The organism is Paenibacillus oryzisoli (assembly GCF_001653565.1).
Taxonomy (GTDB): Bacteria; Bacillota; Bacilli; order Paenibacillales; family NBRC-103111; genus Paenibacillus_E; species Paenibacillus_E oryzisoli.
The window spans coordinates 277,843-298,749 of sequence record NZ_LYPB01000092.1 but is presented as its reverse complement, the minus strand read 5'-3'; the positions used below and the strand labels follow the sequence as shown (position 1 = coordinate 298,749).

Here is a 20,907-nt window from a genome sequence, read left to right as displayed (position 1 = left end):
GGAGATCATGGAGAAACTAGTGACGCCGATTGATAGTCATACAGTTTTATATGGGGTTTTCGGGGATCCGATTAGGCATTCTCGTTCACCGATTATGTTGAATCGTGCTTTTCAGGAAGCGGGCATCAACGGGGTGTACGCAGCATTTCACGTGAAGCCAGAAGCGCTTGGTGAAGCAGTTCGGGGAATCAGAGCACTAGGTTATCGCGGAGTGAATGTGACCATTCCACATAAAGTTGATGTCATGAACTACCTTGATGAGATTGATGAAGGAGCTATGATCGTTGGCGCTGTCAATACCATTGTGAACGAGAATGGTAAGCTCAAAGGCTTTAATACGGATGGGATCGGATATGTTCGTTCTTTGAAAGAAGAGACAGGCATCGAGCTCAAAGGTAAGCGAGTTCTAGTTCTTGGGGCAGGTGGCGCGGCGAGAGGTGTAGCTTATGCACTTGCGAAAGAAGGTGCGAGCTGCATTTATATCGCCAATCGTACCAAAGAGCGTGCAGTCGAATTGGCAGCAACAATTAGCGCTTTCACCGAAACCGTTGGTTTAGGGATGGACGAGTTGGAGAACGTTGCGGACAATGTTGAATTCGTGTTGAATACGACGTCGGCAGGCATGCATCCAAACGTAGATGAACTCCCTTTACCACTACATCTGCTTCGACCGCATCATCTTGTTAGTGATCTTATATATAACCCGCGGATCACGAGATTTCTTCGTGAAGCGGAAGCAATTGGCGCGCGTATTCATGGCGGGCTTGGCATGTTTATTTATCAAGGCGCGTATGCCTTCGAGTATTGGACGGGAACCCCTGCGCCGGTTGCGGCGATGAGACAGGTGGTAGAACAGTCATTAACTGAATAAGAATGAATAGAGGGACATCCATGTTAACAGGCAAACAGAAAAGACATTTGCGCTCTTTGGCGCACCATGTAGATCCAATTTTTCAAGTAGGAAAAGGTGGCGTGAATGAGCATTTGATTCGTCACATCAATGAAGCCATTGAAGTACGTGAATTGATCAAAATTACGGTACTCAACAACAGTGGAGAAGATCGTCAAGAGGTCGGAGCTGAATTATCCGAGAAGTCTGGCGCAGAGCTTGTTCAGGTAATTGGGAAAATCGTAGTGCTGTACAAAGAATCGCGTGACAATAAGAAGATTGAACTGCCGCGCTAATGAGGTGGACGTATGCTTGTCGGAATTATGGGAGGCACGTTCGATCCCATTCATACCGGTCATTTGATTGCAGCTGAACGTGCGAGGGTGGAAGGGGGCTTGGACGAGGTATGGCTTATGCCAGCCAATGTCCCGCCGCATAAACCTAATGCCCCGAAGGGAACGAGCCAGCAGCGTTGGGAGATGGTTTGCCTTGCTGCAGAAGGCAATCCTTTTTTTCGTCCTGTCGATATCGAAATTAACAAAGGCGGCGTATCCTATAGTATCGATACGATCGAGCTGTTAAAGTCGCAATATCCGGACATCGCGTTCTCTTATATTATTGGCGCGGATATGGTTCAGTATTTGCCGCAGTGGCATCGTATTGATGACATCGTGCGGCATATTCATTTTATTGGATTAGCTAGACCTGGTTATGAACTGGACCTGGGGCAACTTCCCGAACATATACGAAACCGAGTGAAGCTTGTTCCGATGCCCCTCGTTGAAATTTCATCGACAGCTATTCGGGCGCTAAGACAGAAGAGGGACCCTGTCAGATATCTGGTACCAGACAAGGTTGGGCATTTCATGGAGGTGAATAGCTTATATGAATCGTGAGGACCTGATGGCAGCTGTGAAGGAGCAAATGCCTGAGCGGCGTTGGCAGCATACCCTTGGTGTGATGGCAACGAGCGTTATGTTGGCAGAGCGATTTGGCGGGGATGCGGTCAAAGCGGATATGGCAGCGATTTTGCACGACTACTGCAAGTATTGGCCAATCCATGAGCAAGCTAAGATTATACGTGAGAACGATTTGCCACAAGATTTGTTAGCTTTTGATAAAGAGCTATGGCATTCGCACGCAGGTGCTTTCATTGCAAAGTCGCAATTCGGAATCGATGATGAAGAAATATTAGATGCGATTCGGTATCATACGTCAGGTCGGGAAGGGATGACCTTACTCGACAAAATTGTTTGTTTAGCGGATTATATGGAGCCAGGACGTGATTTCCCAGGAGTCGAACATATTCGAGAACTAGCGAAGACGAGTCTTGAACGGGCATTAGTTGCCGGTTTTGACTCCACGATCAACTTCTTGATTTCCAAAGGAAAGCGCATTTATCCACTAACAATTGGGACTCGGAATGATTTATTAGAACAGATACAACAGACAACTTAATGACATGGAGGATGATTGCATGAGTAAAAACCCAGAAGAAATACTAGCATTCGTTGCCCAGGCAGCGGAAGACAAGAAAGCAGCAGATATTGTTACCCTGAATTTGAAAGGCGTATCTTTAATCGCTGATTATTTCGTGATTTGTCACGGAAATTCGGAAACACAAGTTCAAGCGATTGCGGGCGAGGCTCGTAAAAAAGCACATGAACATGGCGTTCATATTAGAGGCTATGAAGGTATCGATACGGCAAGATGGGTGCTGCTTGATTTAGGAGATGTAGTTCTCCACGTTTTCCATCGTGATGACCGTGAATACTATAACATCGAAAGACTTTGGTCTGATGCTAAAGTTGTGGAGCGCGTATGAGAATGGAAGCAGGATCCCTTGTTACCCTTGAGGTAGCAAGGGAAGTTCCACCAAACGGCTTTTTCCTAAGCGATGGTACGCAAGATTTTCTACTGCCATATGCGGAAATCGTAGGGAATCGCATTAGTCCTGGAGACCAAGTGGAAGTGTTCTTATTCCATGATACATTGGATCGCATGATGGCGACGATGAGGAAACCTCTGTTGACCATGGGTCACGTGGGGCTTCTAGAAGTCGTTGATATTCATCCGCGGTTCGGTTATTTCCTAGAGATGGGGCTAGGGCGCCATTTATTATTACCGTACCGACATGTACCTGAATTAGACGAGCTACGACCTCAAGTCGGGGACAAAGTATTCGCAACGCTCGCGCATGATCGCCAGGGCCGATTAATCGCGAAGCTAGCGCTTGAAGAAGACTTGGCTCCTCTATGTGTTCGAGCTCCATCCAGTTGGACCAACAAATGGGTGAAAGCACGCGTGTATCGTCCACTGCAGATGGGGACTTTCGTCATTTGTGATGCTGGCGTACTTGGGTATGGCATCATCGGGCTCATTATCCCACAAGAGCGGACACGCTTACTTCGCGTAGGTGAGCAGGTGGATGTGAGGATTGCATTCGTTCGTGAAGAAGATGGACGAGTTAACCTATCCATGAGACTTCCCAAGGAAAAAGGTCGCGACGAAGATGCAGATCGCATTCTAGAAGTGCTGCGTGAACGACCAGGAAATGCGATGCCATTTTCGGATAAAACACAAGCTGATATTATTAAAGATAAATTCGGGCTAAGTAAGGCCGCCTTTAAACGTGCACTAGGCAAACTTATGAAAGATGGGCTTGTCTATCAAGAAGCGGACTGGACCTATCTGAAGCAAGAGGAGACGCAAGGCTGAGATGAGTTACGAAAAATTCGCCTACACGTACGATCGCTTGATGAACAGCATGCCGTATGAAGACTGGCTTCGATTCGTGAAGGAAAGTTTCGAACGGTTTGGCGTTAAGCCAGCAACGCTTGTTGATTTAGGCTGTGGGACTGGCAATTTGTCAATTCCATTGGCTGCTGAAGGCATTCAGGTGACTGGTATTGATCTGTCAGAAGACATGTTGGCTGTCGCTGAGCAGAAGTACAGCGAACAACCTAGCCAGCTTCGCGGCGGCGGAATTCGTTGGATTCAGCAGGATATACGCGAGTGGGAGCTCGGCGAGGAAGTTGATGTTGCGATCTCTTTCTGTGACAGCCTTAATTATTTGCTGGAGGAAGAGGACATCGTGGACGCTTTCCGTCAAACATGGGCGGGACTTAAGCCCGGTGGATTATTCCTATTTGATGTACATCCGCCTCAGCAATTGTTCGCCTATGCAGAGTCGCAGCCTTTTTTTCTCAATGAAGACGATGTCGCTTACATTTGGACAAGTGAGTTAGATGAGGAACGCGTTCAGATTGAACATGACTTAACCATCTTTGTCAAAGACAGTGGAACAAGCGAAACTTTCCGTCGCATTGATGAGCAGCATGAACAAAGAGCATATGGCTTGCAGTGGCTGGAACAGATGCTGATCGATGTAGGATTCCGTGAAGTACATCAAGCAGCAGACTTTACGTGGGAGCAACCAACTGCGAAGACCGAACGAGCTTTCTTTATTGCAAAAAAATAATACCGACGGGTACGTCATCGGCTTGACAGTGCGGCATTATTTTACATATAATCAAAGCTAATCAGTTATAAGGAAAGCTTGGATGAGGAATAGTACCTTGTACAGCATCTTTCAGAGAGTCGGAGCTAGGGTGTGAGCCGACAGATGTACGTCTTGAGAACTCGCCTCGGAGCTAGAAGGTGAACCGCCTGATCCCGGATCAGATGCGCTAGCTGGATCGTCTCACCCGCGTTAAGGGGCAGAGTGAACACAGGTGAAGAACGCCTTGTGTTAACTAGGGTGGTACCACGGGAATTATACCTCTCGTCCCTAGCGATATCCGCTAGCGATGTGAGGTTTTTTTGTGCGTATAGGCATACATGAGCAGAGAGTAATTTAAGGAGGCATATAAGCTATGACACAGGAATTGAAAGAAACGAAAGAACAACAGGGCTATAATCCGCAAGCGATTGAACCGAAATGGCAAGCGTACTGGGATGAGAAGAAAACATTTAAGGTGTTGGAAAATTCGGATAAGCCGAAATTCTATGCGCTGGATATGTTTCCATACCCGTCAGGTGCAGGCTTGCATGTAGGACATCCAGAAGGTTACACAGCGACAGATATCGTTTCCCGTTTCAAACGGATGAGAGGCTTTAACGTCCTGCACCCAATGGGGTGGGATGCGTTCGGTCTTCCTGCAGAGCAATACGCCCTTGACACAGGGAATGACCCTCGTGAATTTACGAAGAAAAACATCGATACGTTCCGTCGTCAAATCAAATCACTTGGTTTCTCTTACGACTGGGATCGTGAAATCAGTACAACGGATCCCGAGTACTACAAATGGACACAATGGATTTTCATCCAATTGTACAATAAAGGGCTTGCTTACGTTGATGAAGTGCCTGTTAACTGGTGTCCAGCTCTTGGAACGGTACTTGCGAATGAGGAAGTCATTGACGGATTAAGCGAACGTGGCAACCATCCGGTTATTCGAAAACCGATGCGTCAGTGGATTTTGAAAATTACGGAATATGCAGAGCGTTTGCTTGAGGATCTGGAGGAGCTTGATTGGTCCGAAAGTATTAAGGATATGCAGCGCAACTGGATTGGGAAATCCACAGGAGCTGAAGTTCAATTTGCGATCGAAGGTCATTCGGACAAAAGCTTAACCGTGTTCACCACACGCCCAGATACGCTTTTCGGAGCGACGTACTGCGTGTTGGCACCTGAGCATGAGCTTGTAGCTCAGATTACAACAGAAGCGCAAGCCTCTGCGATTAAAGAATATCAAGAGAAAGCTTCACGCAAAAGCGACTTGGAGCGTACAGATTTGGCGAAAGACAAATCAGGTGTGTTCACAGGGGCTTATGCAATCAATCCCGTTAATGACACGAAAGTGCCAATTTGGATCGCGGATTATGTTCTTGGCGGTTACGGCACAGGAGCCATTATGGCGGTTCCAGGTCACGATCAGCGCGACTGGGAGTTTGCGAAGCAATTTGAATTGCCAATTATCGAAGTTGTTCAAGGCGGAGATGTGGAGAAGGAAGCTTATGCAGGTGATGGTAAGCACGTGAATTCCGGTCCAATTGATGGATTGAACATTGAGCAAGGCATCAGCCATATGATCGCTTGGTTGGAAGAGCATGGCAAGGGCCGCGGCAAAGTAACGTATCGTTTGAGAGACTGGCTGTTCAGCCGTCAACGTTACTGGGGCGAGCCGATTCCAATTCTACACCTTGAAGATGGCACAATGAAGCCAGTTCCAGTGGATCAACTACCGCTATTGCTTCCGCAAGTTGATGAAATCAAACCGTCAGGTACAGGTGAATCACCGCTTGCTAACGTTTCTGAATGGGTAAATACGATTGATCCAGAGACAGGTATGAAAGCTCGTCGTGAGACGAATACGATGCCTCAATGGGCAGGAAGCTGCTGGTATTACCTGCGTTTCATCGATCCGAAGAATGATCAAGCATTCTGCTCGGATGAGTTACAAAAACAATGGTTGCCGGTTGATCTATACATTGGTGGAGCGGAGCACGCAGTTCTTCACTTGCTTTACGCACGTTTCTGGCATAAAGTGCTGTATGATCTAGGTTTTGTGCATACCAAAGAGCCGTTCCATAAACTTGTTAACCAAGGGATGATTCTTGGCGAAAACATGGAGAAGATGAGTAAATCACGCGGCAATGTTGTGAATCCAGATGATATCGTGAATGATCAAGGTGCGGATACGCTTCGTATTTATGAAATGTTCATGGGGCCACTAGAAGCTACTAAACCGTGGAACACAACAGGTGTAGACGGCATTAACCGTTTCTTGAATCGTGTATGGCGTCTGTTCGTTGATGACAACGGTCAGCTTCATTCCAAAATTAGCGGGGATGAGACGCTAGGCAGTGATGCATTTAAGCGTACATGGCACCGTTCAATCAAGAAAATTACGGAAGATTTCGAGGCGCTTCGTTTCAATACAGCGATTAGCCAAATGATGATTTTTGTCAATGAAGCTTACAAAACAGAACGTTTGCCGCTAGAGGCGATGAAAAACTTTGTACAGGTGCTTTCACCACTTGCTCCTCATTTAGCTGAAGAGCTTTGGGAGAAATTGGGTGGGGTGGAATCCATCACGTACGAACCATGGCCAGCTTATGATGAAGCATGGACGGTAGATAATGAAGTTGAAATCGTTGTGCAAATCAATGGCAAAATCGTTGACCGCGTTATGATCTCCAAAGATACAGATGAAGCTGCAATGGAGAAAATGGCTTGGGAGCTCGACAAAGTCAAAGAAGCGACCGCCGGAAAGGCCGTTCGCAAGTTGATTGTTGTTAAAGGTAAATTAGTCAATATCGTCGTAGGTTAAGAACGGAAAGATTCATGCATTGGGAAGGCTACTGCTTTTGTTTTATGGTAAGGAGCTGCTCAGCCTTCTCAATGTCTTCTTCATATTTAGCATGTGTAGCAGTAATTACTTGAGAGAACACCCCGCAAAGTTCCTTTTCCAAGATACGCAAGCCTTCTGCCGTAATGCCTCCAGGAACGGATACCCGCTTTTGTAAACTGATCGGATTGAAGCCTCCGGTAGTAAGTAACTTTCCTGTACCTAATGTCATTTCACTTGCCAGTAAAGTAGCCTCTTCAGCAGAAATACCTGTTTCCTCCACAGCCGCGTCAATGAATGCTTGAATAAAGCTAGCTAGAAAAGCAGGACCACAACTAGATAAATCGGATGAAATTCTCGTATAACTCTCGGATACTCGAATTGGTGTAGAGATATGCGTGAAAATATTTTCAAGCCATTCTTTATCTTCAGGCTGCATGCGATTCCCATGAATACATAACGTAGCACCACTTAAAACGTAATTCGTAATGCTCGGTATGATTTTACTTATTTTGGCTGGTAACAGACCTTCCAAATGCTTAATCAGTATCGGACTCGTGATGGATATTATAAATTGAGAGGAAAGCACGTCCTCTTTGATTTCATCAATAACCTTTTTGAACTCGGATGGTTTCACACAAAGAAAAATCAAATCACTTCCACGTACGACTTCACGATTCGATTCGGCCACCTGAAGACCAGGATAGTTCTCCGCAAGTAGTTCAACTTTACGCAATGTTCGATTGCTAGCAATAATTTGCTCGGGATTGAATGCCCCGGAATGAATGAATGCTTCAATCAGTATACTTCCCATACTCCCAGTACCGATGAATCCAGCTTTCATCAAGTAATCCCTCCCGATAAAATCAGTCTTTATACGAAAATCAACCTATAATCGCGGTTACTCAGCCATGAAAGCCAAGCCTAGAGGTGTACGCACTCTCATACATTGTGTGACTAGTCGTGTAGTCATTGGGATGCTTTTTCATGTATATGGTTGCCTAAACACAATTATGCTAAGAAAGAAGGTAGTATGTGGATTTATTTGGAAATAGAGTAAAGAGAATTGGGCTGATTCTTGGCGGTGTCGCGCTATTTGTTTGGGTTGTGTGGCCATTTCTTCGCGGAGGGCAGCCCACGATTCGAACAGCATTCTCGCCAATGAATACGCAGATGGAAGAATTGCTTTTGCAAGGAGAGAATGAGAAAAAAGCCGCTGAAGGGAAAGCAGTACCTGTCGGCACTGATAAACCAAAAGTCACACCAAAAGCGAGTGCAACTGCCATACCTAAGTCTGAAGTTGTATCCACTTCCATAGGTTCACGATCTGAAGAATCAAACTCCGTAGGAACAGATGCGCAGGACACACCTTCGCCCTCAGAACCTCAACCCATCTTGTCTGCCAGTCCTGTACCTTCGCCAACACCTGTCCCTACATGGAATGAATCTCAGAAGGGGCTTCTAGATTTAAATACCGCTACTTTGGAGCAGTTAGATAAACTTCCTGGGATCGGTGAAAGTAAAGCGAGAGCCATTCTCGAGTACCGTATGAAGAAAGGGCGTTTCAAGCGAGTCGAGGAACTTATGGACGTGAAAGGAATCGGAGAGAAAATGTTTGCGAAGATAAAGGGCCAAGTATTTGTGGTGCCACGCTAGCTCGTCTTTTCATTTCTAGCAAAATATGAGAAAATACTAGAAATAGTTTGGACATCGAAAATGAGTAAAGAAATGTCATCAGGAGGGAGTCAATCATCATGAGCATCCGGAAAGATTGGGATACCTATTTCCTCGATATTGCCTACATGGCCTCCACGCGCTCGCGGTGTAACCGCAGACATGTTGGGGCGGTACTTGTTCAAGGGAAAAAGTTGCTCGGAACGGCCTATAATGGCGCACCGATGGGCGTAGCAGATTGCACGGAAGCGGGATGCATGCTCGTGGAAGAAATCGAACTGAAGGTCGTTGCTGATGTAGAAGAAGTCGTAAGGAAGCACCGTTGTATTCGCACCATACATGCTGAACAGAACTTGTTACTGTTCACCGATCGGGAAGATCGCGAAGGTTCTACCGTCTATGTGACGGACCAACCTTGCTGGACTTGTGCGAATATGTTGGCTAATAGCGGGGTAACCGAGATCGTGTTTCATCGGGGGTATCCGAAGGATCATGAGAAGGTGAGTGAGTTAATGGGAGCCAGAGGCATTTCATTCCGTCAGTTGACCGCATATGAGCCCCCAGCTGGTACGGTATCTGAAGTTGTGAACTAATCGGTGGCACCAGAATTGACGAAGCCCATTAAGACACGTTCTCGTTAATAGGAGTGTTTGGTTCGTATTTGACAGCAAGGGAGTTGGCTAATATATATTAACAACTCCCAATGCTGTTTGTATGACAATGTCTATATTTGAGCGAAATAATTGATTAAAATTTACATAAGTACTGTTTGCTTTTTAAGTTGACGCTGTATACGAATTGCGAATAGAGCAGCAATGAAACAAGCAAGACCAGCAATGAAGAAGGCTTGTGAGTAGCTGCCAAGCCAGTCACGCATAAGACCTGCTCCGTATGCCGCAAAAGATGCCCCGATTTGATGAGCCACCACAATCCAGCCGAATATCATGCCCGATTTTTCTTTACCGAAAGTTTCCCCTGCAAGTTTAGCAGTTGGCGGTACAGTTGCGATCCAATCGAGTCCGTAAAATACCGAGAATATGACGAGCATGTAAGGTGTAGTCGCCAATGCATAAGGTAGGAATATGAGCGATAATCCGCGTAGACCGTAGTACCAGAAAAGCAGCCAACGGCTGTCAAATCGGTCAGTTAACCAACCAGAAATCGTTGTCCCGAATAAATCAAACGCCCCCATCATGGCAAGAAGTCCGGCAGCGGCAACTTCCATCATTCCGAAATCTCCGCAAGCGGCAATGAGGTGAGTGCCGATCAATCCATTCGTCGAGAATCCACAAATGAAGAAGGTGCCTGCGAGCAGCCAAAACGTTTTATTTTTAGATGCGGTAACAAGGCTCTGGATAGGGGTCAGAAATACATTGCCCCTGAAAGGTTCTGGTTTTACAACTTCCGTTGTACCGTATGGCGCTGCACCAACATCGGAAGGATTGTTCTTCATCCATAGTGCTACAAGAATAAACACTACTAGGATAGCGACTACTGCTGCATACATCGCATACCGCCAGCCGTAATCAGAAGTCACCTTTGCTATTAAAGGGAGGAATAACAGCTGCCCCGTTGCTGCGCTTGCTGTTAGTATGCCAACTACGAGTCCCTTGCGTTTGACGAACCATAGATTGCTGACCGTAATTCCAAGTACATTGGCCATCATTCCACTTGCAAGACCTGAAACGACTCCCCATAGCAAATCGAATTGCCATAAGGAAGTAATTAGCGGTGTGACGGCAAGGCTGGCACCTAAGACGGATAATGCGAGCAAAACAACCTTGCGGATTCCAAAACGTAATAACAGTGCTGCAGAAAACGGACCTACAAGTCCATATAACAAAATTCCGATAGAAGCAACACTGGATATCGCCCCGCGGCTCCAACCGAATTCTTCTTGGAAAGGGATCATTAAGACGCTGGGCATGGAACGGATGCCTGCTGACACAAGTAATGTGACAAACGTCAGCAATACAATGATCCAGCCGTAATGTATCTTGCTTTTTGTTTGATTCATCATCTACACCTCAACTTATATTTCTAATTTCTCACTGGCTGATTCCAAAGATTGCGTCAATATCGTCGCGACTTCATCTCCAAGAATAGCTTTATATGAACGAAGAAGTTCCTTCGAAGCTGCGCGAAGGGATGGCTCGAGTTCTAGCGCTTTTTCCGTAGGAAAGACGAGCACAGTTTTGCCCTTCACTTGGCGCTCTACGAGCCGTTTGTTTTCAAGCTTATCGATAAATCTGGTGAGCGTGGACGGTGTGATATAGAGCTTTTCTGAAAGTTCTTTCTGAGGAATGCCAGGTTTGGCGACAACCAGTCTGAGTAAATAACCGTAAGCAGGCGCAAGTCCTGTTGTTGCAAAGGCATCGTCAGCCATACGGCTAATTGCCCGACTAAGCCGATTCGTCGTGAAGTAGAGGCATTGATGCAAGAAAGCTTCATTGTCATTGGTTTCTGTTACTTGAGGTTTGTCAGTCATATGATTCCTCCGATTGTATTTTGTATGTACAACGAATATAAAGCAAGTTCATTTACCTGTCAATTGAATTTATTAAACAAGATTCGTGATCAGGGAAGAGAATGAGGAAATTTGAAGGATCCAGCACTTTTAACTAAATGATTGTAGGTAGGAGGAAGAACCTCTTTCTTGTGCAGCTATTATGGTGCGCGAGGGAGAGGTTCTTTGTATGGATTGTAAGAACATGAAAATGAAAATGAAAAAAGAAGGAGAGATTAAAGAGTGAAAAGACCGGTTGTTCAAGGTTGCTGTCTGTGGATAAGTGGCTATGTGCTCGCGATCTATACTGAGATCGCGTGGCTGACATGGATGACCAGCGCGCTGCTGCTAGCCGCGCTTTTAGTTATTTACGCGCTGCGGCTGCCTGGCCGCCAGCCGCTGGGCGCTCTGCTGCTGGTCTTAATAGCCTACGGCTATTATCAAGGGAACGACCAGCGCAATATCACTGCCCTGCCGCTGGCGCAGCAGGGGCAGGTGGGCGAGGCGGGCAGCGAGGTCACGCTGCTCGGTCGGTTTGCTAGCCCTGTCACCATTGACGGTGACAGGGCTAGCTTCACCCTGGAAGCGGAGTCCGTCCGCTTCCCAGAGGGCACCGCTTTCCCGCTTCGCGGGGAAAGCGTGCAGGTGTCGCTGCGCCTGATGGAGCAGGCGCAGCAGACCGTGGCGTCGGGCTGGCGCCGCGGCGACGCCCTGACGCTAACGGGGACGCTGCGCAGCCCGTCCCCGGCACGCAACTTCGGCGGCTTCGACTACCGCCGATACCTGCGCCTTCACCACACCCATTGGCTGCTTTCAGCCAAAGGGGTGGATCAGGCGCAGGTGCAGCCTGCGGCGGCGCACTTCAGCGTCGTCCAGCTGCTGCGCTGGAACGACGAGCTGCGCGCTGCGCTCAGCAGGCGAATGGACGTGATCTTTCCCGCGTCGCAAGCGGGATTCATGAAAAGCATGTTGATCGGCCTCACGGACGATCTGGATCCTGACCGTTTCCAGCAATTTTCGGAGCTGGGACTAACGCATATTTTAGCAATCTCAGGATTAAATATCGCTGTTTTCTTAGGTGTATGCATCTGGGTTTTGCGGCGATTTCAAGTGACGAAGGAAACCTATTTGCTCATATGCATGTGCCTGCTCCCGTTCTACGTTCTCGTCACTGGGGCATCACCGTCCATCGTTAGGGCAGGTCTCATGTCGATGATTGCGTTATATGCTGCGCGCCGAGGAGGAATGAAAGAAGTGCTGCACATCTTAGCACTGGCCGCTTGGTCGATGCTTGTATGGGACCCGTACTTCTTACTTGACGTCAGCTTCCAGCTTTCCTTCCTAGTCACACTCGGACTTATCCTTGGGGTACAGAGAGTAACGATCTTAATATCCCCATGGATGACTTCATCCACACTCAAAAACACCCTCGCCATCACACTCGTCTCCCAATCTGTTTCTTTTCCAGTTTCGATTTACTATTTCAATCAATTTTCATTGTTATCTTGGCTGGCGAATGCCGTGTTAGTCCCTGTCATCAGTATGATTGTGTTTCCAGCAGGGTTAGTCGCATTAGCACTTGGGTTAGTTTACATTCCGTTAGGTCAAAGAATTGGTCAACTCATCACATGGCTGAATCAAGCGATATTCTGGATTACGGATCAACTTCAGCAGATTCCTCATCTCACTATGATTTGGCCATCGCCAAGTATGGCATGGATCTGTTTTTACTATGGATTTCTCGTTATTATCTATCTACTCTGGCATCGCAGTTACCTAAGCTCGAAGGATGAGATACCAATCCAATTGGAGGTTGATCTGAAGGGAAGTGCACAGCGAATGCCGATTAAACTGAGTCTCTTTCTTGCAATAGCTGGCTTTCTTATCCTGTTATGGATGGGATATTCACCAAATCGGTTTCAGCGAACAGGTCTAGTCCAATTTATTGATGTTGGGCAAGGGGATGCGATTCTGATTCGAACGCCGTACGGTCGTCATATTTTAATTGATGGAGGAGGGACACTTACATTCCGTAAGGCGGGGGATGAGTGGAAAATTCGTAAGGATCCATTTGAAGTCGGGCAAAAACTGCTAGTTCCTCTGCTCAAAAAAAGAGGCATTCAAAGTCTTGTTCTTCTCGTACTTACGCATGAGGATGCGGACCACAGTGGTGGTTTACAGGCTGTTATTGAACAGATTCCCGTGAAGCAGTTTCTATTTAATGGCACATTTAAAGAGAGTAGCGCCATGACGACCTTTTTTTCCACATTGGTTCAAAAGAAAGTCCCCTTATTACCTGCGCAAGTAGAAGATTGGATTCCCATTGATCCCGTTACGAAATTGCAGGTGATTTACCCGCTTGAAACAAATTCAACGACGGTTGAAATTGTCAAAGAGCAGAATGCGAGATCCGTTGTCTTCTTGCTCGAAATGCAAGGAACTCGTTGGCTTTTTACAGGAGACATGGAGAAAGAATCCGAAGCGGCAGTACTGGAATATCTGCGTGATCCGCGCAATTCCCCTAGCACAGCCTCTGTCACTTAACCGATAAAATTGCCATCATTTATACCATAAGCTTGCCAAAATTGTAACTAAAACGGCGATTTCGATTAGCATGACCATTAGCCTTTGAACCATATAATTGCCAAAGTATAAAAATGGAAGCATAAGTACTTCGATATCATCAAAAAAGAAAACAAATTGGAACAAAAAAATAAGGATGGATAGTCCATCCTTATTTTTTATATCAACGTATTAAAAGTTATTTCGCTATTTGATGCAATGACTTCTTCATGTGGGTACAAATTTTAGCGATCGTTTCTAACCGTGGGGTTTGACCCTCACAAAAAATATTGATTACTTCTCTTTCTGGAACTCGTATCGCTTTTGAAAATTCTGATAGGTTACTCTTGTAATTTTTCTTTATATATCGACCTACTTTTTCGATGAAAGTTGTGCTGTTAGGTTGTGCTCCTTTTTTTTCATATGTTATTAATCTACCGATACAATTCGAAAGATCAAGATCGTTATTATTTTGAACTGCAATTAGATTTCTACTATCGCCAACGAACGCATTGCAGTTAACACAAAAAGCATATGGGCTTTTGCAATGGAAATATGGAGTTTGTTTTTTACAGATGGGACAATGATCCTCTAATTTAACATTATGAATAGTACAAACTCGTACACCTTCTAACGTCCACAGTAACGGTTCATAGGGGAGAGGGTACTTAGTGAGCTGGTCATGTATACATAAAGGACACCAGGCTCTAAACTCTCGAAAAAGTTTTTTTGCACTAATGATATTACACCAATAAATCATTGTCATTTGTTCAATATCTTCACGACGAGAGATTTGGCTTAAAGTGGCACATAGTCCAGATACAAAATCATGGCTTGTAACGTTAAGATTTATCAGGCGCTGTTTTGAACTAACTTTTCTTAGTTCAGGGTATAGAAGCTTTGATGCAAAAGTTGGCCATGACAAGCAGTGTGCATTAGTTAGTCTCTCTAAGTAGTTTGGTAAGCTCTCCACAAAGAGAGAGCCAGTTCCGAAAGGAGCGAGTGGATAAATTTTAGTTCTTTCGCATATTAACGTATCAGTTTCTGTGTAGGAGTTTATTGCAAATCAGCTCACCTTCAAAAGTTACATTCATAATCGTACGATTTATGCAAATTCAAATACCTACTTTATCTCTTTTTTTCTTCCGTTGATATGGTTTTCTTCCAGTACTCTTGAGGGCTTCTTTTGTGGTACTCTGTTCGGTGTTTGACTTTTCAAGATTCAATCTTTTCAGTAATTTAACTCTGTCATCAAGTGCATCATATAAGAGTCCTTCGCCTCGTTCGATCTCGTCCATCATAATCTCACACTGTTTAACTGAGTAAGCTGTGTTCTCAAAATGCTTTCCTGTAATTTCTGTTCCCAAATTATTCGGCTCATCGATGCATTCGTTTAGTGCCATTTCGAACCATTTTTTTAACACACCAACAAGGCCGAGACTTCTTTCATATATGAATTTCCACTGGTGTATTAAGTCATCTTTTTTTTGAACTGGAAGGTGGTCTATAAATGTTCTAAACACATGGGCAAAAGCTTCTCTTTCTTTTACGACCTCATATCTATATCGTGAAAGGTGCACGTCTTCGCTTCTATTACTAAGTTGGGCACTTAGATTTCTAAATACCAAGTTTTCATATGTCCCAGCTAAAATATGTGGTGTTCTCGTGATATTGGCTAAAGATTTTATAACATCCATCTGGTCTTGTAACTTACTGCCTCTTGCAACCCTTGCAAAATGTTGAGCTTCATCTACGATTACAGCCAACGTTTTTCTATGTTGTAACGCTAATTCGTAAGACCAACGAAGTGCAGAATGTGTTTTCCGAGACGATGAAGTTATTTCAAATGCTCCTAGTTGGGAGGGGACGATTTTATGTTCTATTAGTGGCTCATATAAGGCAATAAGAGCACTTCTAAAATAATCTCCCCAATTAAATTTGTCTGTAGCTTTAGCTTCCACGTAGATTGCTGGGATGAATCCTTTATTTATTTCCATCTCTTGCTGATTCATTGTTGTTATGTTTTCTAGTAATTTCTTAAGTAAGGTCGATTTTCCTACACCACTTGGTCCGAATAATAATACTATTGGAGTCCGATTGGTAAGGATTTTTTTAGTTACTTCATTTAGTGCGTTATTTAATTTTGGATGCTGAATAAACAAATTTTTGAAGTAAGTCTTTCGTTCATCACTAGATGCATAAAGCAATTCATTAGTGAATATGTAGGTTTTTCCATCTTGAGTCATGGCAATTTTTGCTCCCTTTAATGTATTTACATGATAGAAATATAGATTTCAGTTATCCATTATCTATACTTTCTTAAAAAAACTCTCCATATCGTACTCCACTATCTGTTGGAATCTCATCATCATGATCAATTTCAGCGATGGGAACTTGTTGTTCTATCGAATTTGAGTAGGAGGTTGTGTTATTGGTTTTTTTTCCACGGTTTACTTTAGAAGCATTTTGAACTTCACGATCCTTTGCCTCTTGTAATATAACTTCATCCGATTCACATTTTCTTAAGAATTCGGAGAGTTTTGTTTGATCCAATTTGAAGTTATGTGTATGGTTTTGGAATTTTTTCTTTATTTCTACTGAAGCAATTTTAATTTGTTTTTCGGTTTTACCATCGAATAGAAAGTTAGATCTACATTTGATCCATCTTTTATTCACATATGCGTAGCCTATTCCTATGTTATACGGATCATATCTTACTGGAATCTTCGTGTTTTCAATTTCGGGGTGTCTAAATTCATCGTTCCAATAATACAAATAATTGATTTTAAATCCCTTTCCTGGTTCGACCTTTGATTCTCCCTTGTTGGAAGTAGGTAAAGTTAAAATATAAAAGGTTTCATCGTATGGAATCATTGTGAAATTTCGTTCGCCAGTGTTTTGCATAGCAATGGTAAATGCATCCAATGGGGAATTCCCATCTAAAGCTGGATGTTTTATTTGATCATAAATCTGATAAGCATATTGGCTTAAACGATCAACAAACATTTCATATGTCCATATAGCTAAATTTTTAGGGTTATTCTTCTGCGTGATTTGTCGTACATTTTTAGTTATTTGAGTATTCCCAAGTAGGTTGTTAACAAAACGAGTATTTGTTGTTCCAAAAAGTCTCTCTAAGACAGAACCGAATCTCGGTTTACTTGCGGGTCGTTGTTTTTTTATTGATTTAAAAGCTGATAACACAGTTTCAAAGTAAACGCTCGAAAATTCTTTTCCTCCATCAACTACTATACATTCAGGTAATCGAGACCATTTTTTCACACATTCTCTTAAAACCATCATACAGGAACGATAAGATGGAGGATCAAATGTCACGTATAAAGCAAGTATTCTTCTTGTACAGCCATCAGTCATGAAAGTGAGCCAGGGTTTGCCCAAATTTTTTCTATTAGATGAATCAATTAATTCTATATCCAATAGGGTATGGTCTATATGGGCAATTTCAAAGGGGCGCTCCCCATGTCGAGTTGATGTCAATTGATATTCAAGGTAAAAAGATTCAAATGGGTAGGCCGCTTTTTCACCTTGTCGTTTCTTTACCTTTTCATACCTTGGACGTGCGTGTATTCTTTCAACAAATGTTTTATAGCTACATTCTTGAATGGTCTGATTCTTACATTCGAGAAGAAAGTCTCCATAGACGTGAAGTATCTTTTTTTGTTTGAACGTCTCATAATTATTTGAAATCCATGTTTCGACTAATTTTTCGGTTTCAGGATTTAGTTTCTTTGTTCGATTTCCCTTTTCATGATCCTTTGGAAAGAGACCTATAAATCCATTGCCATATATCTTTTCTGCTCTAAGAAAATTCTGCATCCACAATCTAATAGTTCGAGCGGAAACTGACTGAGCTGATTCGTTTACTGATTTATTACTCTTTAGAATTGGCTCAATAATTTCGTAACGTTCTCTTGCAATTCGAGACTGTATATTGTTGGCTTTTTTGAATGCCTCAAGTACATATGGGTGTTTTTGGCTGGAAAAGTCTATACCACTAATTTTTCCTACTTTGACGAGTGAGTTGATTTGTTCATAAGTAAGGTTGATGATATTTGCATTGGATAGTAAGGAAACTGCAGATTCCCCTAAGTTGATAATCTCCCAAAGCGTTCCATCCCAACTCACACTTTTTCCAATAATAAGCTCAAGCCCAACGATATTGTTAGAAGACCAATCCTTACTCGTGGATTCAAGATGAACGTAAGCTCTGGCTTTTTCAATATTTGCGAATACATGAGTGTATTGAGTTTCGCTCAAGTTGTACAGATTAAGATCAACATAGATCTCTCCTGTAGAGATTAATTTGTATATATAGTCTGATTTAATTTGTATTTCCTTAGCGTTATTCAAAAGGTCTTGTAATAATATGCCTGGTTCTTTCGTTACTATTGAGAGAATCTTTTCTTTGAAAAAAACATCGATTTCAAACTCATTATTGTAATAGTGCTCTAAGAATTTTGTGTTTCTTAGTAGTACCCAGTTGATTTCAGAACTACAAAATACTGAAAATTCAAGATTATGTTGTTTAGCATACACTTCCCCAGGTGGGCAACGCCAAATGCCATGACCATCTAGGTAATATCGATTTGGATCTTTATTGAAAAGTTTTATCAGGTCTTTTTCGCTTTTACACTCTACCCAACCCGCACGATCTTTTCTAATAACAAAATAGTCTGGGGTGTAATTGAAAGTTTTTCTTTTCTGTTTACCATCCGAAATACCAATATAATCGATCCTAATCTGACTTGGCTGACAATAAAATTCAAGGACATCGGAATCAAATTCTAATTGGTAAATAAAAGGTAGTTCTACTGTGTGGCTTTCGAATTGAATAGACTGGCCCATCTTTTTACTAGGATATTTTCCGCTAACATTGTTACTTCCACTTTGGACCCTGCGAACAGGTGGTGAGGTTCTTATTTGTTCTATTACTTTTTTTGTTTGTTCAGTAATTTGGTTTTCAATACACCAACCATCAAAATGTTGTTTTGACAACACGAATCTATCACCTCACGTTTTCATTTAGGATATGATTGCCCTAATGTATGGGAAATTATACCTACATAACATTTGAATTTTGATATATTTTATCATTTTCTCAATTCTCTCCAGATGCTTTTGTAGATTGGCTTCTGTAAGATACCAGGGCGTTTTAAGTGATCTTCAACTCGTTTTCTACTTGGATAAATGCCTTGATTGAGTAAATCTTGTATTGTGTTTCTTAAGTCTTGGCATGTATTCTCGGTTTTTTGTTTTGCATAAATACTTTTGAAAGAACTGTGCTGATGCTTTATTTGGGAAGTTAAATCTGGGAAGTTTTTTTTCAATGTTTTGGTTGTATATCCTAACCTTCGGGATAATTCCTGTAATGAAAGTGGAGGGGAAACTTTTTGTAGTAATTTTATTTTAGTTTTTATTTCTTCAATTTTGATTTTTTGATTTCTTAATTTATTGGCATAATGAATGACTGGAACGTCACGAAAAGTGGGGGAGAACTCTGTATCTGTTAAAAAATCGACTAATGATATGTTGAAATGAAAACAGATCATTAATATCGTGTGAAGTGGAGGAATAAAAGTACCATTACAATATTGCCACACATTTGACTTATGTAAAGTAAGCTCTTTAGCAAGTTGGTTCATGTTGTAACCAGTTGTGCTAAGTAATCTAAGAAAGCTCTTTTGCAAATTTTGTTCAGATAATTGTTTATGTGTTATATAGTGGTTTGTTTCAACCAATTTGTATAGTGAATTTGAAACCCACAGTAGTTTTTCCCAGCACACATTGATCTTCTGATTTGTTCCGTGAATGCCTAACCAGGTTAAACAAAAAGGGCAATATCCAATTATTGAATTCCGTTTTAAGAACGGTACTCTATTCCCGCATTGCGGATTAGGACATTTATTGTCTAAAAGTATGTTATGTATCGGACAAACCGCCATATCTCTAAAAGACCAAATAAGCGGTTCATATAACGGTTTATTAGAGGTTTTCCAATATTCAAAACAAAATGAACACCAAGCTTTTGATTGGTTAAGTAGATACTTGTTCACGATAACCTTTTTCCATGGTAATAATGTTAGTTGTTCGAGTGAAGCAAATGTTGTTAAATCATGAAGTGCTTCAACAATCTCCTGACTGAATTCTCCTACACCATTAATTGATATTGAACGTTCAAAAAATCTGCTTCCCCCTCGGTTCAGATCTTGTAAAAGGTATTTTTTGCCCAATAACGGTGCTACAACATGTTTAATCAGAGTATGCGGTAATACCTGATGTTCTTGAGCCAAGCGAGTTAAATACCCAGTCAGTCCTTCGCACTGTCCAGTGTTTATTCCTATAGGTTCAAGTCGGTAAAGTACGCTAACATTACTTTTGATAGGAGATAGTTCTTGTTGATTCTCCATGTTTATCCCTTCCTAATAAGTAGAAAAATTTATGCGGTGCCTCTTTTTTCTTTTCAATAATTCTTTGAATTGTTGCAAGCGTTGTTGATATTTGATTAATTCTGCTTGATCTAAAATTGGTGGAGGATTTAAAGCGTATGCATTAATTAAATATTCTTCATTTATTGGGATATAGATCTCTTTAAGGTTTGCTGGAGAATAATATACCAAAAGTTTAAATTTTCCTTTGATGAACCATTCCTTTTGTATTGCATATCCACAGGAATAATAAGTTCCGTTTAGAGGTATTCCTTGATTTGTTACTAGAACGATCTCAGAGAATAGTTGCTCTTTTTGATTTTTTCCAGACATTGATCTCCCTCCATGTATTCGGTGTTTATCTAAATGGAAGCATTTCCAAAAAACATAAAATGAATACATAATGATATCGCTTTGTGTTCATAAATGATCACAAAAATGCGTAGACCTCATCTTTAATTAGAGAGGTCTACGCAT

General features: G+C 42.7%; 19 protein-coding genes and 1 other annotated feature. Of the genes, 11 read left to right on the top strand and 8 right to left on the bottom strand.

Annotation, left to right across the window (positions count from 1 at the left end):
• The first annotated feature begins 7 nt into the window (after positions 1-7).
• From aroE to leuS, 8 genes are all read left to right on the top strand, one after another.
• Positions 8-871 (top strand): shikimate dehydrogenase, encoded by an 864-nt coding sequence (gene aroE, locus A8708_RS32740; RefSeq protein ID WP_068670919.1) that lies wholly within the window; start codon positions 8-10, stop codon positions 869-871.
• A gap of 20 nt (positions 872-891) precedes the next feature.
• Entirely contained in the window at positions 892-1,185 is a 294-nt protein-coding gene (gene yhbY / locus A8708_RS32735; RefSeq protein WP_068670917.1) for a ribosome assembly RNA-binding protein YhbY, read from the top strand.
• A gap of 12 nt (positions 1,186-1,197) precedes the next feature.
• Complete coding sequence (gene nadD / locus A8708_RS32730; protein WP_068670915.1) at positions 1,198-1,785, top strand: nicotinate-nucleotide adenylyltransferase; 588 nt, start codon at positions 1,198-1,200, stop codon at positions 1,783-1,785.
• A complete protein-coding gene (yqeK, locus tag A8708_RS32725) occupies positions 1,775-2,347 on the top strand; it encodes a bis(5'-nucleosyl)-tetraphosphatase (symmetrical) YqeK (RefSeq protein ID WP_068670913.1) in 573 nt (190 codons plus the stop codon). The genes nadD and yqeK overlap by 11 nt, the downstream gene beginning before the upstream one ends.
• A gap of 19 nt (positions 2,348-2,366) precedes the next feature.
• Complete coding sequence (rsfS, locus tag A8708_RS32720; RefSeq protein WP_068670911.1) at positions 2,367-2,714, top strand: ribosome silencing factor; 348 nt, start codon at positions 2,367-2,369, stop codon at positions 2,712-2,714.
• Complete coding sequence (locus tag A8708_RS32715; RefSeq protein ID WP_068670909.1) at positions 2,711-3,607, top strand: CvfB family protein; 897 nt, start codon at positions 2,711-2,713, stop codon at positions 3,605-3,607. Before rsfS ends, A8708_RS32715 begins: the two co-directional genes overlap by 4 nt.
• A 1-nt stretch (position 3,608) precedes the next feature.
• Entirely contained in the window at positions 3,609-4,370 is a 762-nt protein-coding gene (locus A8708_RS32710) for a class I SAM-dependent DNA methyltransferase (RefSeq protein ID WP_068670907.1), read from the top strand.
• Positions 4,371-4,440: 70 nt separating this feature from the next.
• Positions 4,441-4,684: a binding site (T-box leader), on the top strand.
• Positions 4,685-4,764: 80 nt separating this feature from the next.
• Positions 4,765-7,224: a leucine--tRNA ligase gene (gene leuS, locus A8708_RS32705; protein ID WP_068670905.1), complete on the top strand. Its 2,460-nt coding sequence runs from the start codon at positions 4,765-4,767 to the stop codon at positions 7,222-7,224.
• Positions 7,225-7,252: 28 nt separating this feature from the next.
• On the opposite strand, the gene comER is transcribed toward leuS, so the two are convergent.
• A complete protein-coding gene (comER, locus tag A8708_RS32700; RefSeq protein ID WP_068670903.1) occupies positions 7,253-8,086 on the bottom strand; it encodes a late competence protein ComER in 834 nt (277 codons plus the stop codon).
• A gap of 191 nt (positions 8,087-8,277) precedes the next feature.
• On the opposite strand from comER, the gene A8708_RS35120 reads away from it, so the two are divergent.
• A complete protein-coding gene (locus tag A8708_RS35120) occupies positions 8,278-8,898 on the top strand; it encodes a ComEA family DNA-binding protein (RefSeq protein WP_239696921.1) in 621 nt (206 codons plus the stop codon).
• Between the two features lie 98 nt (positions 8,899-8,996).
• A complete protein-coding gene (locus A8708_RS32690) occupies positions 8,997-9,509 on the top strand; it encodes a deoxycytidylate deaminase (RefSeq protein ID WP_068670901.1) in 513 nt (170 codons plus the stop codon).
• Between the two features lie 161 nt (positions 9,510-9,670).
• Here the strand turns inward: A8708_RS32690 and A8708_RS32685 are convergent, their stop codons facing one another.
• Positions 9,671-10,933, bottom strand: coding sequence for an MFS transporter (locus tag A8708_RS32685; protein WP_082927952.1), 1,263 nt, complete (start codon positions 10,931-10,933; stop codon positions 9,671-9,673).
• A gap of 15 nt (positions 10,934-10,948) precedes the next feature.
• Complete coding sequence (locus A8708_RS32680) at positions 10,949-11,404, bottom strand: MarR family winged helix-turn-helix transcriptional regulator (protein WP_068670897.1); 456 nt, start codon at positions 11,402-11,404, stop codon at positions 10,949-10,951.
• A 261-nt stretch (positions 11,405-11,665) separates the two neighbouring features.
• On the opposite strand from A8708_RS32680, the gene A8708_RS32675 reads away from it, so the two are divergent.
• Complete coding sequence (locus A8708_RS32675) at positions 11,666-13,966, top strand: ComEC/Rec2 family competence protein (protein WP_068670895.1); 2,301 nt, start codon at positions 11,666-11,668, stop codon at positions 13,964-13,966.
• Between the two features lie 217 nt (positions 13,967-14,183).
• On the opposite strand, the gene A8708_RS32670 is transcribed toward A8708_RS32675, so the two are convergent.
• The 5 genes from A8708_RS32670 to A8708_RS32650 all read right to left on the bottom strand — a co-directional run bounded on the left by A8708_RS32670 (position 14,184) and on the right by A8708_RS32650 (position 20,763).
• Complete coding sequence (locus A8708_RS32670; protein ID WP_167355950.1) at positions 14,184-14,957, bottom strand: TniQ family protein; 774 nt, start codon at positions 14,955-14,957, stop codon at positions 14,184-14,186.
• A 142-nt stretch (positions 14,958-15,099) separates the two neighbouring features.
• Complete coding sequence (locus tag A8708_RS32665) at positions 15,100-16,230, bottom strand: TniB family NTP-binding protein (RefSeq protein WP_068670891.1); 1,131 nt, start codon at positions 16,228-16,230, stop codon at positions 15,100-15,102.
• Between the two features lie 73 nt (positions 16,231-16,303).
• Positions 16,304-19,003, bottom strand: coding sequence for a TnsA endonuclease N-terminal domain-containing protein (locus tag A8708_RS32660; protein ID WP_068670889.1), 2,700 nt, complete (start codon positions 19,001-19,003; stop codon positions 16,304-16,306).
• A 92-nt stretch (positions 19,004-19,095) separates the two neighbouring features.
• A complete protein-coding gene (locus A8708_RS32655; RefSeq protein WP_068670887.1) occupies positions 19,096-20,412 on the bottom strand; it encodes a TniQ family protein in 1,317 nt (438 codons plus the stop codon).
• A gap of 12 nt (positions 20,413-20,424) precedes the next feature.
• A complete protein-coding gene (locus tag A8708_RS32650) occupies positions 20,425-20,763 on the bottom strand; it encodes a hypothetical protein (RefSeq protein WP_068670885.1) in 339 nt (112 codons plus the stop codon).
• Between the last annotated feature and the right edge of the window lie 144 nt (positions 20,764-20,907).

Bases quoted from the DNA above. Each gene is read 5' to 3' on its own strand.
- aroE (WP_068670919.1), top strand. From the start codon at position 8: ATGGAGAAACTAGTGACGCCGATTGATAGTCATACAGTTTTATATGGG.
- yhbY (WP_068670917.1), top strand. From the start codon at position 892: ATGTTAACAGGCAAACAGAAAAGACATTTGCGCTCTTTGGCGCACCAT.
- nadD (WP_068670915.1), top strand. From the start codon at position 1,198: ATGCTTGTCGGAATTATGGGAGGCACGTTCGATCCCATTCATACCGGT.
- yqeK (WP_068670913.1), top strand. From the start codon at position 1,775: ATGAATCGTGAGGACCTGATGGCAGCTGTGAAGGAGCAAATGCCTGAG.
- rsfS (WP_068670911.1), top strand. From the start codon at position 2,367: ATGAGTAAAAACCCAGAAGAAATACTAGCATTCGTTGCCCAGGCAGCG.
- A8708_RS32715 (WP_068670909.1), top strand. From the start codon at position 2,711: ATGAGAATGGAAGCAGGATCCCTTGTTACCCTTGAGGTAGCAAGGGAA.
- A8708_RS32710 (WP_068670907.1), top strand. From the start codon at position 3,609: ATGAGTTACGAAAAATTCGCCTACACGTACGATCGCTTGATGAACAGC.
- leuS (WP_068670905.1), top strand. From the start codon at position 4,765: ATGACACAGGAATTGAAAGAAACGAAAGAACAACAGGGCTATAATCCG.
- comER (WP_068670903.1), bottom strand. From the start codon at position 8,086: ATGAAAGCTGGATTCATCGGTACTGGGAGTATGGGAAGTATACTGATT.
- A8708_RS32690 (WP_068670901.1), top strand. From the start codon at position 8,997: ATGAGCATCCGGAAAGATTGGGATACCTATTTCCTCGATATTGCCTAC.
- A8708_RS32685 (WP_082927952.1), bottom strand. From the start codon at position 10,933: ATGAATCAAACAAAAAGCAAGATACATTACGGCTGGATCATTGTATTG.
- A8708_RS32680 (WP_068670897.1), bottom strand. From the start codon at position 11,404: ATGACTGACAAACCTCAAGTAACAGAAACCAATGACAATGAAGCTTTC.
- A8708_RS32665 (WP_068670891.1), bottom strand. From the start codon at position 16,230: ATGACTCAAGATGGAAAAACCTACATATTCACTAATGAATTGCTTTAT.
- A8708_RS32655 (WP_068670887.1), bottom strand. From the start codon at position 20,412: ATGGAGAATCAACAAGAACTATCTCCTATCAAAAGTAATGTTAGCGTA.
- A8708_RS32650 (WP_068670885.1), bottom strand. From the start codon at position 20,763: ATGTCTGGAAAAAATCAAAAAGAGCAACTATTCTCTGAGATCGTTCTA.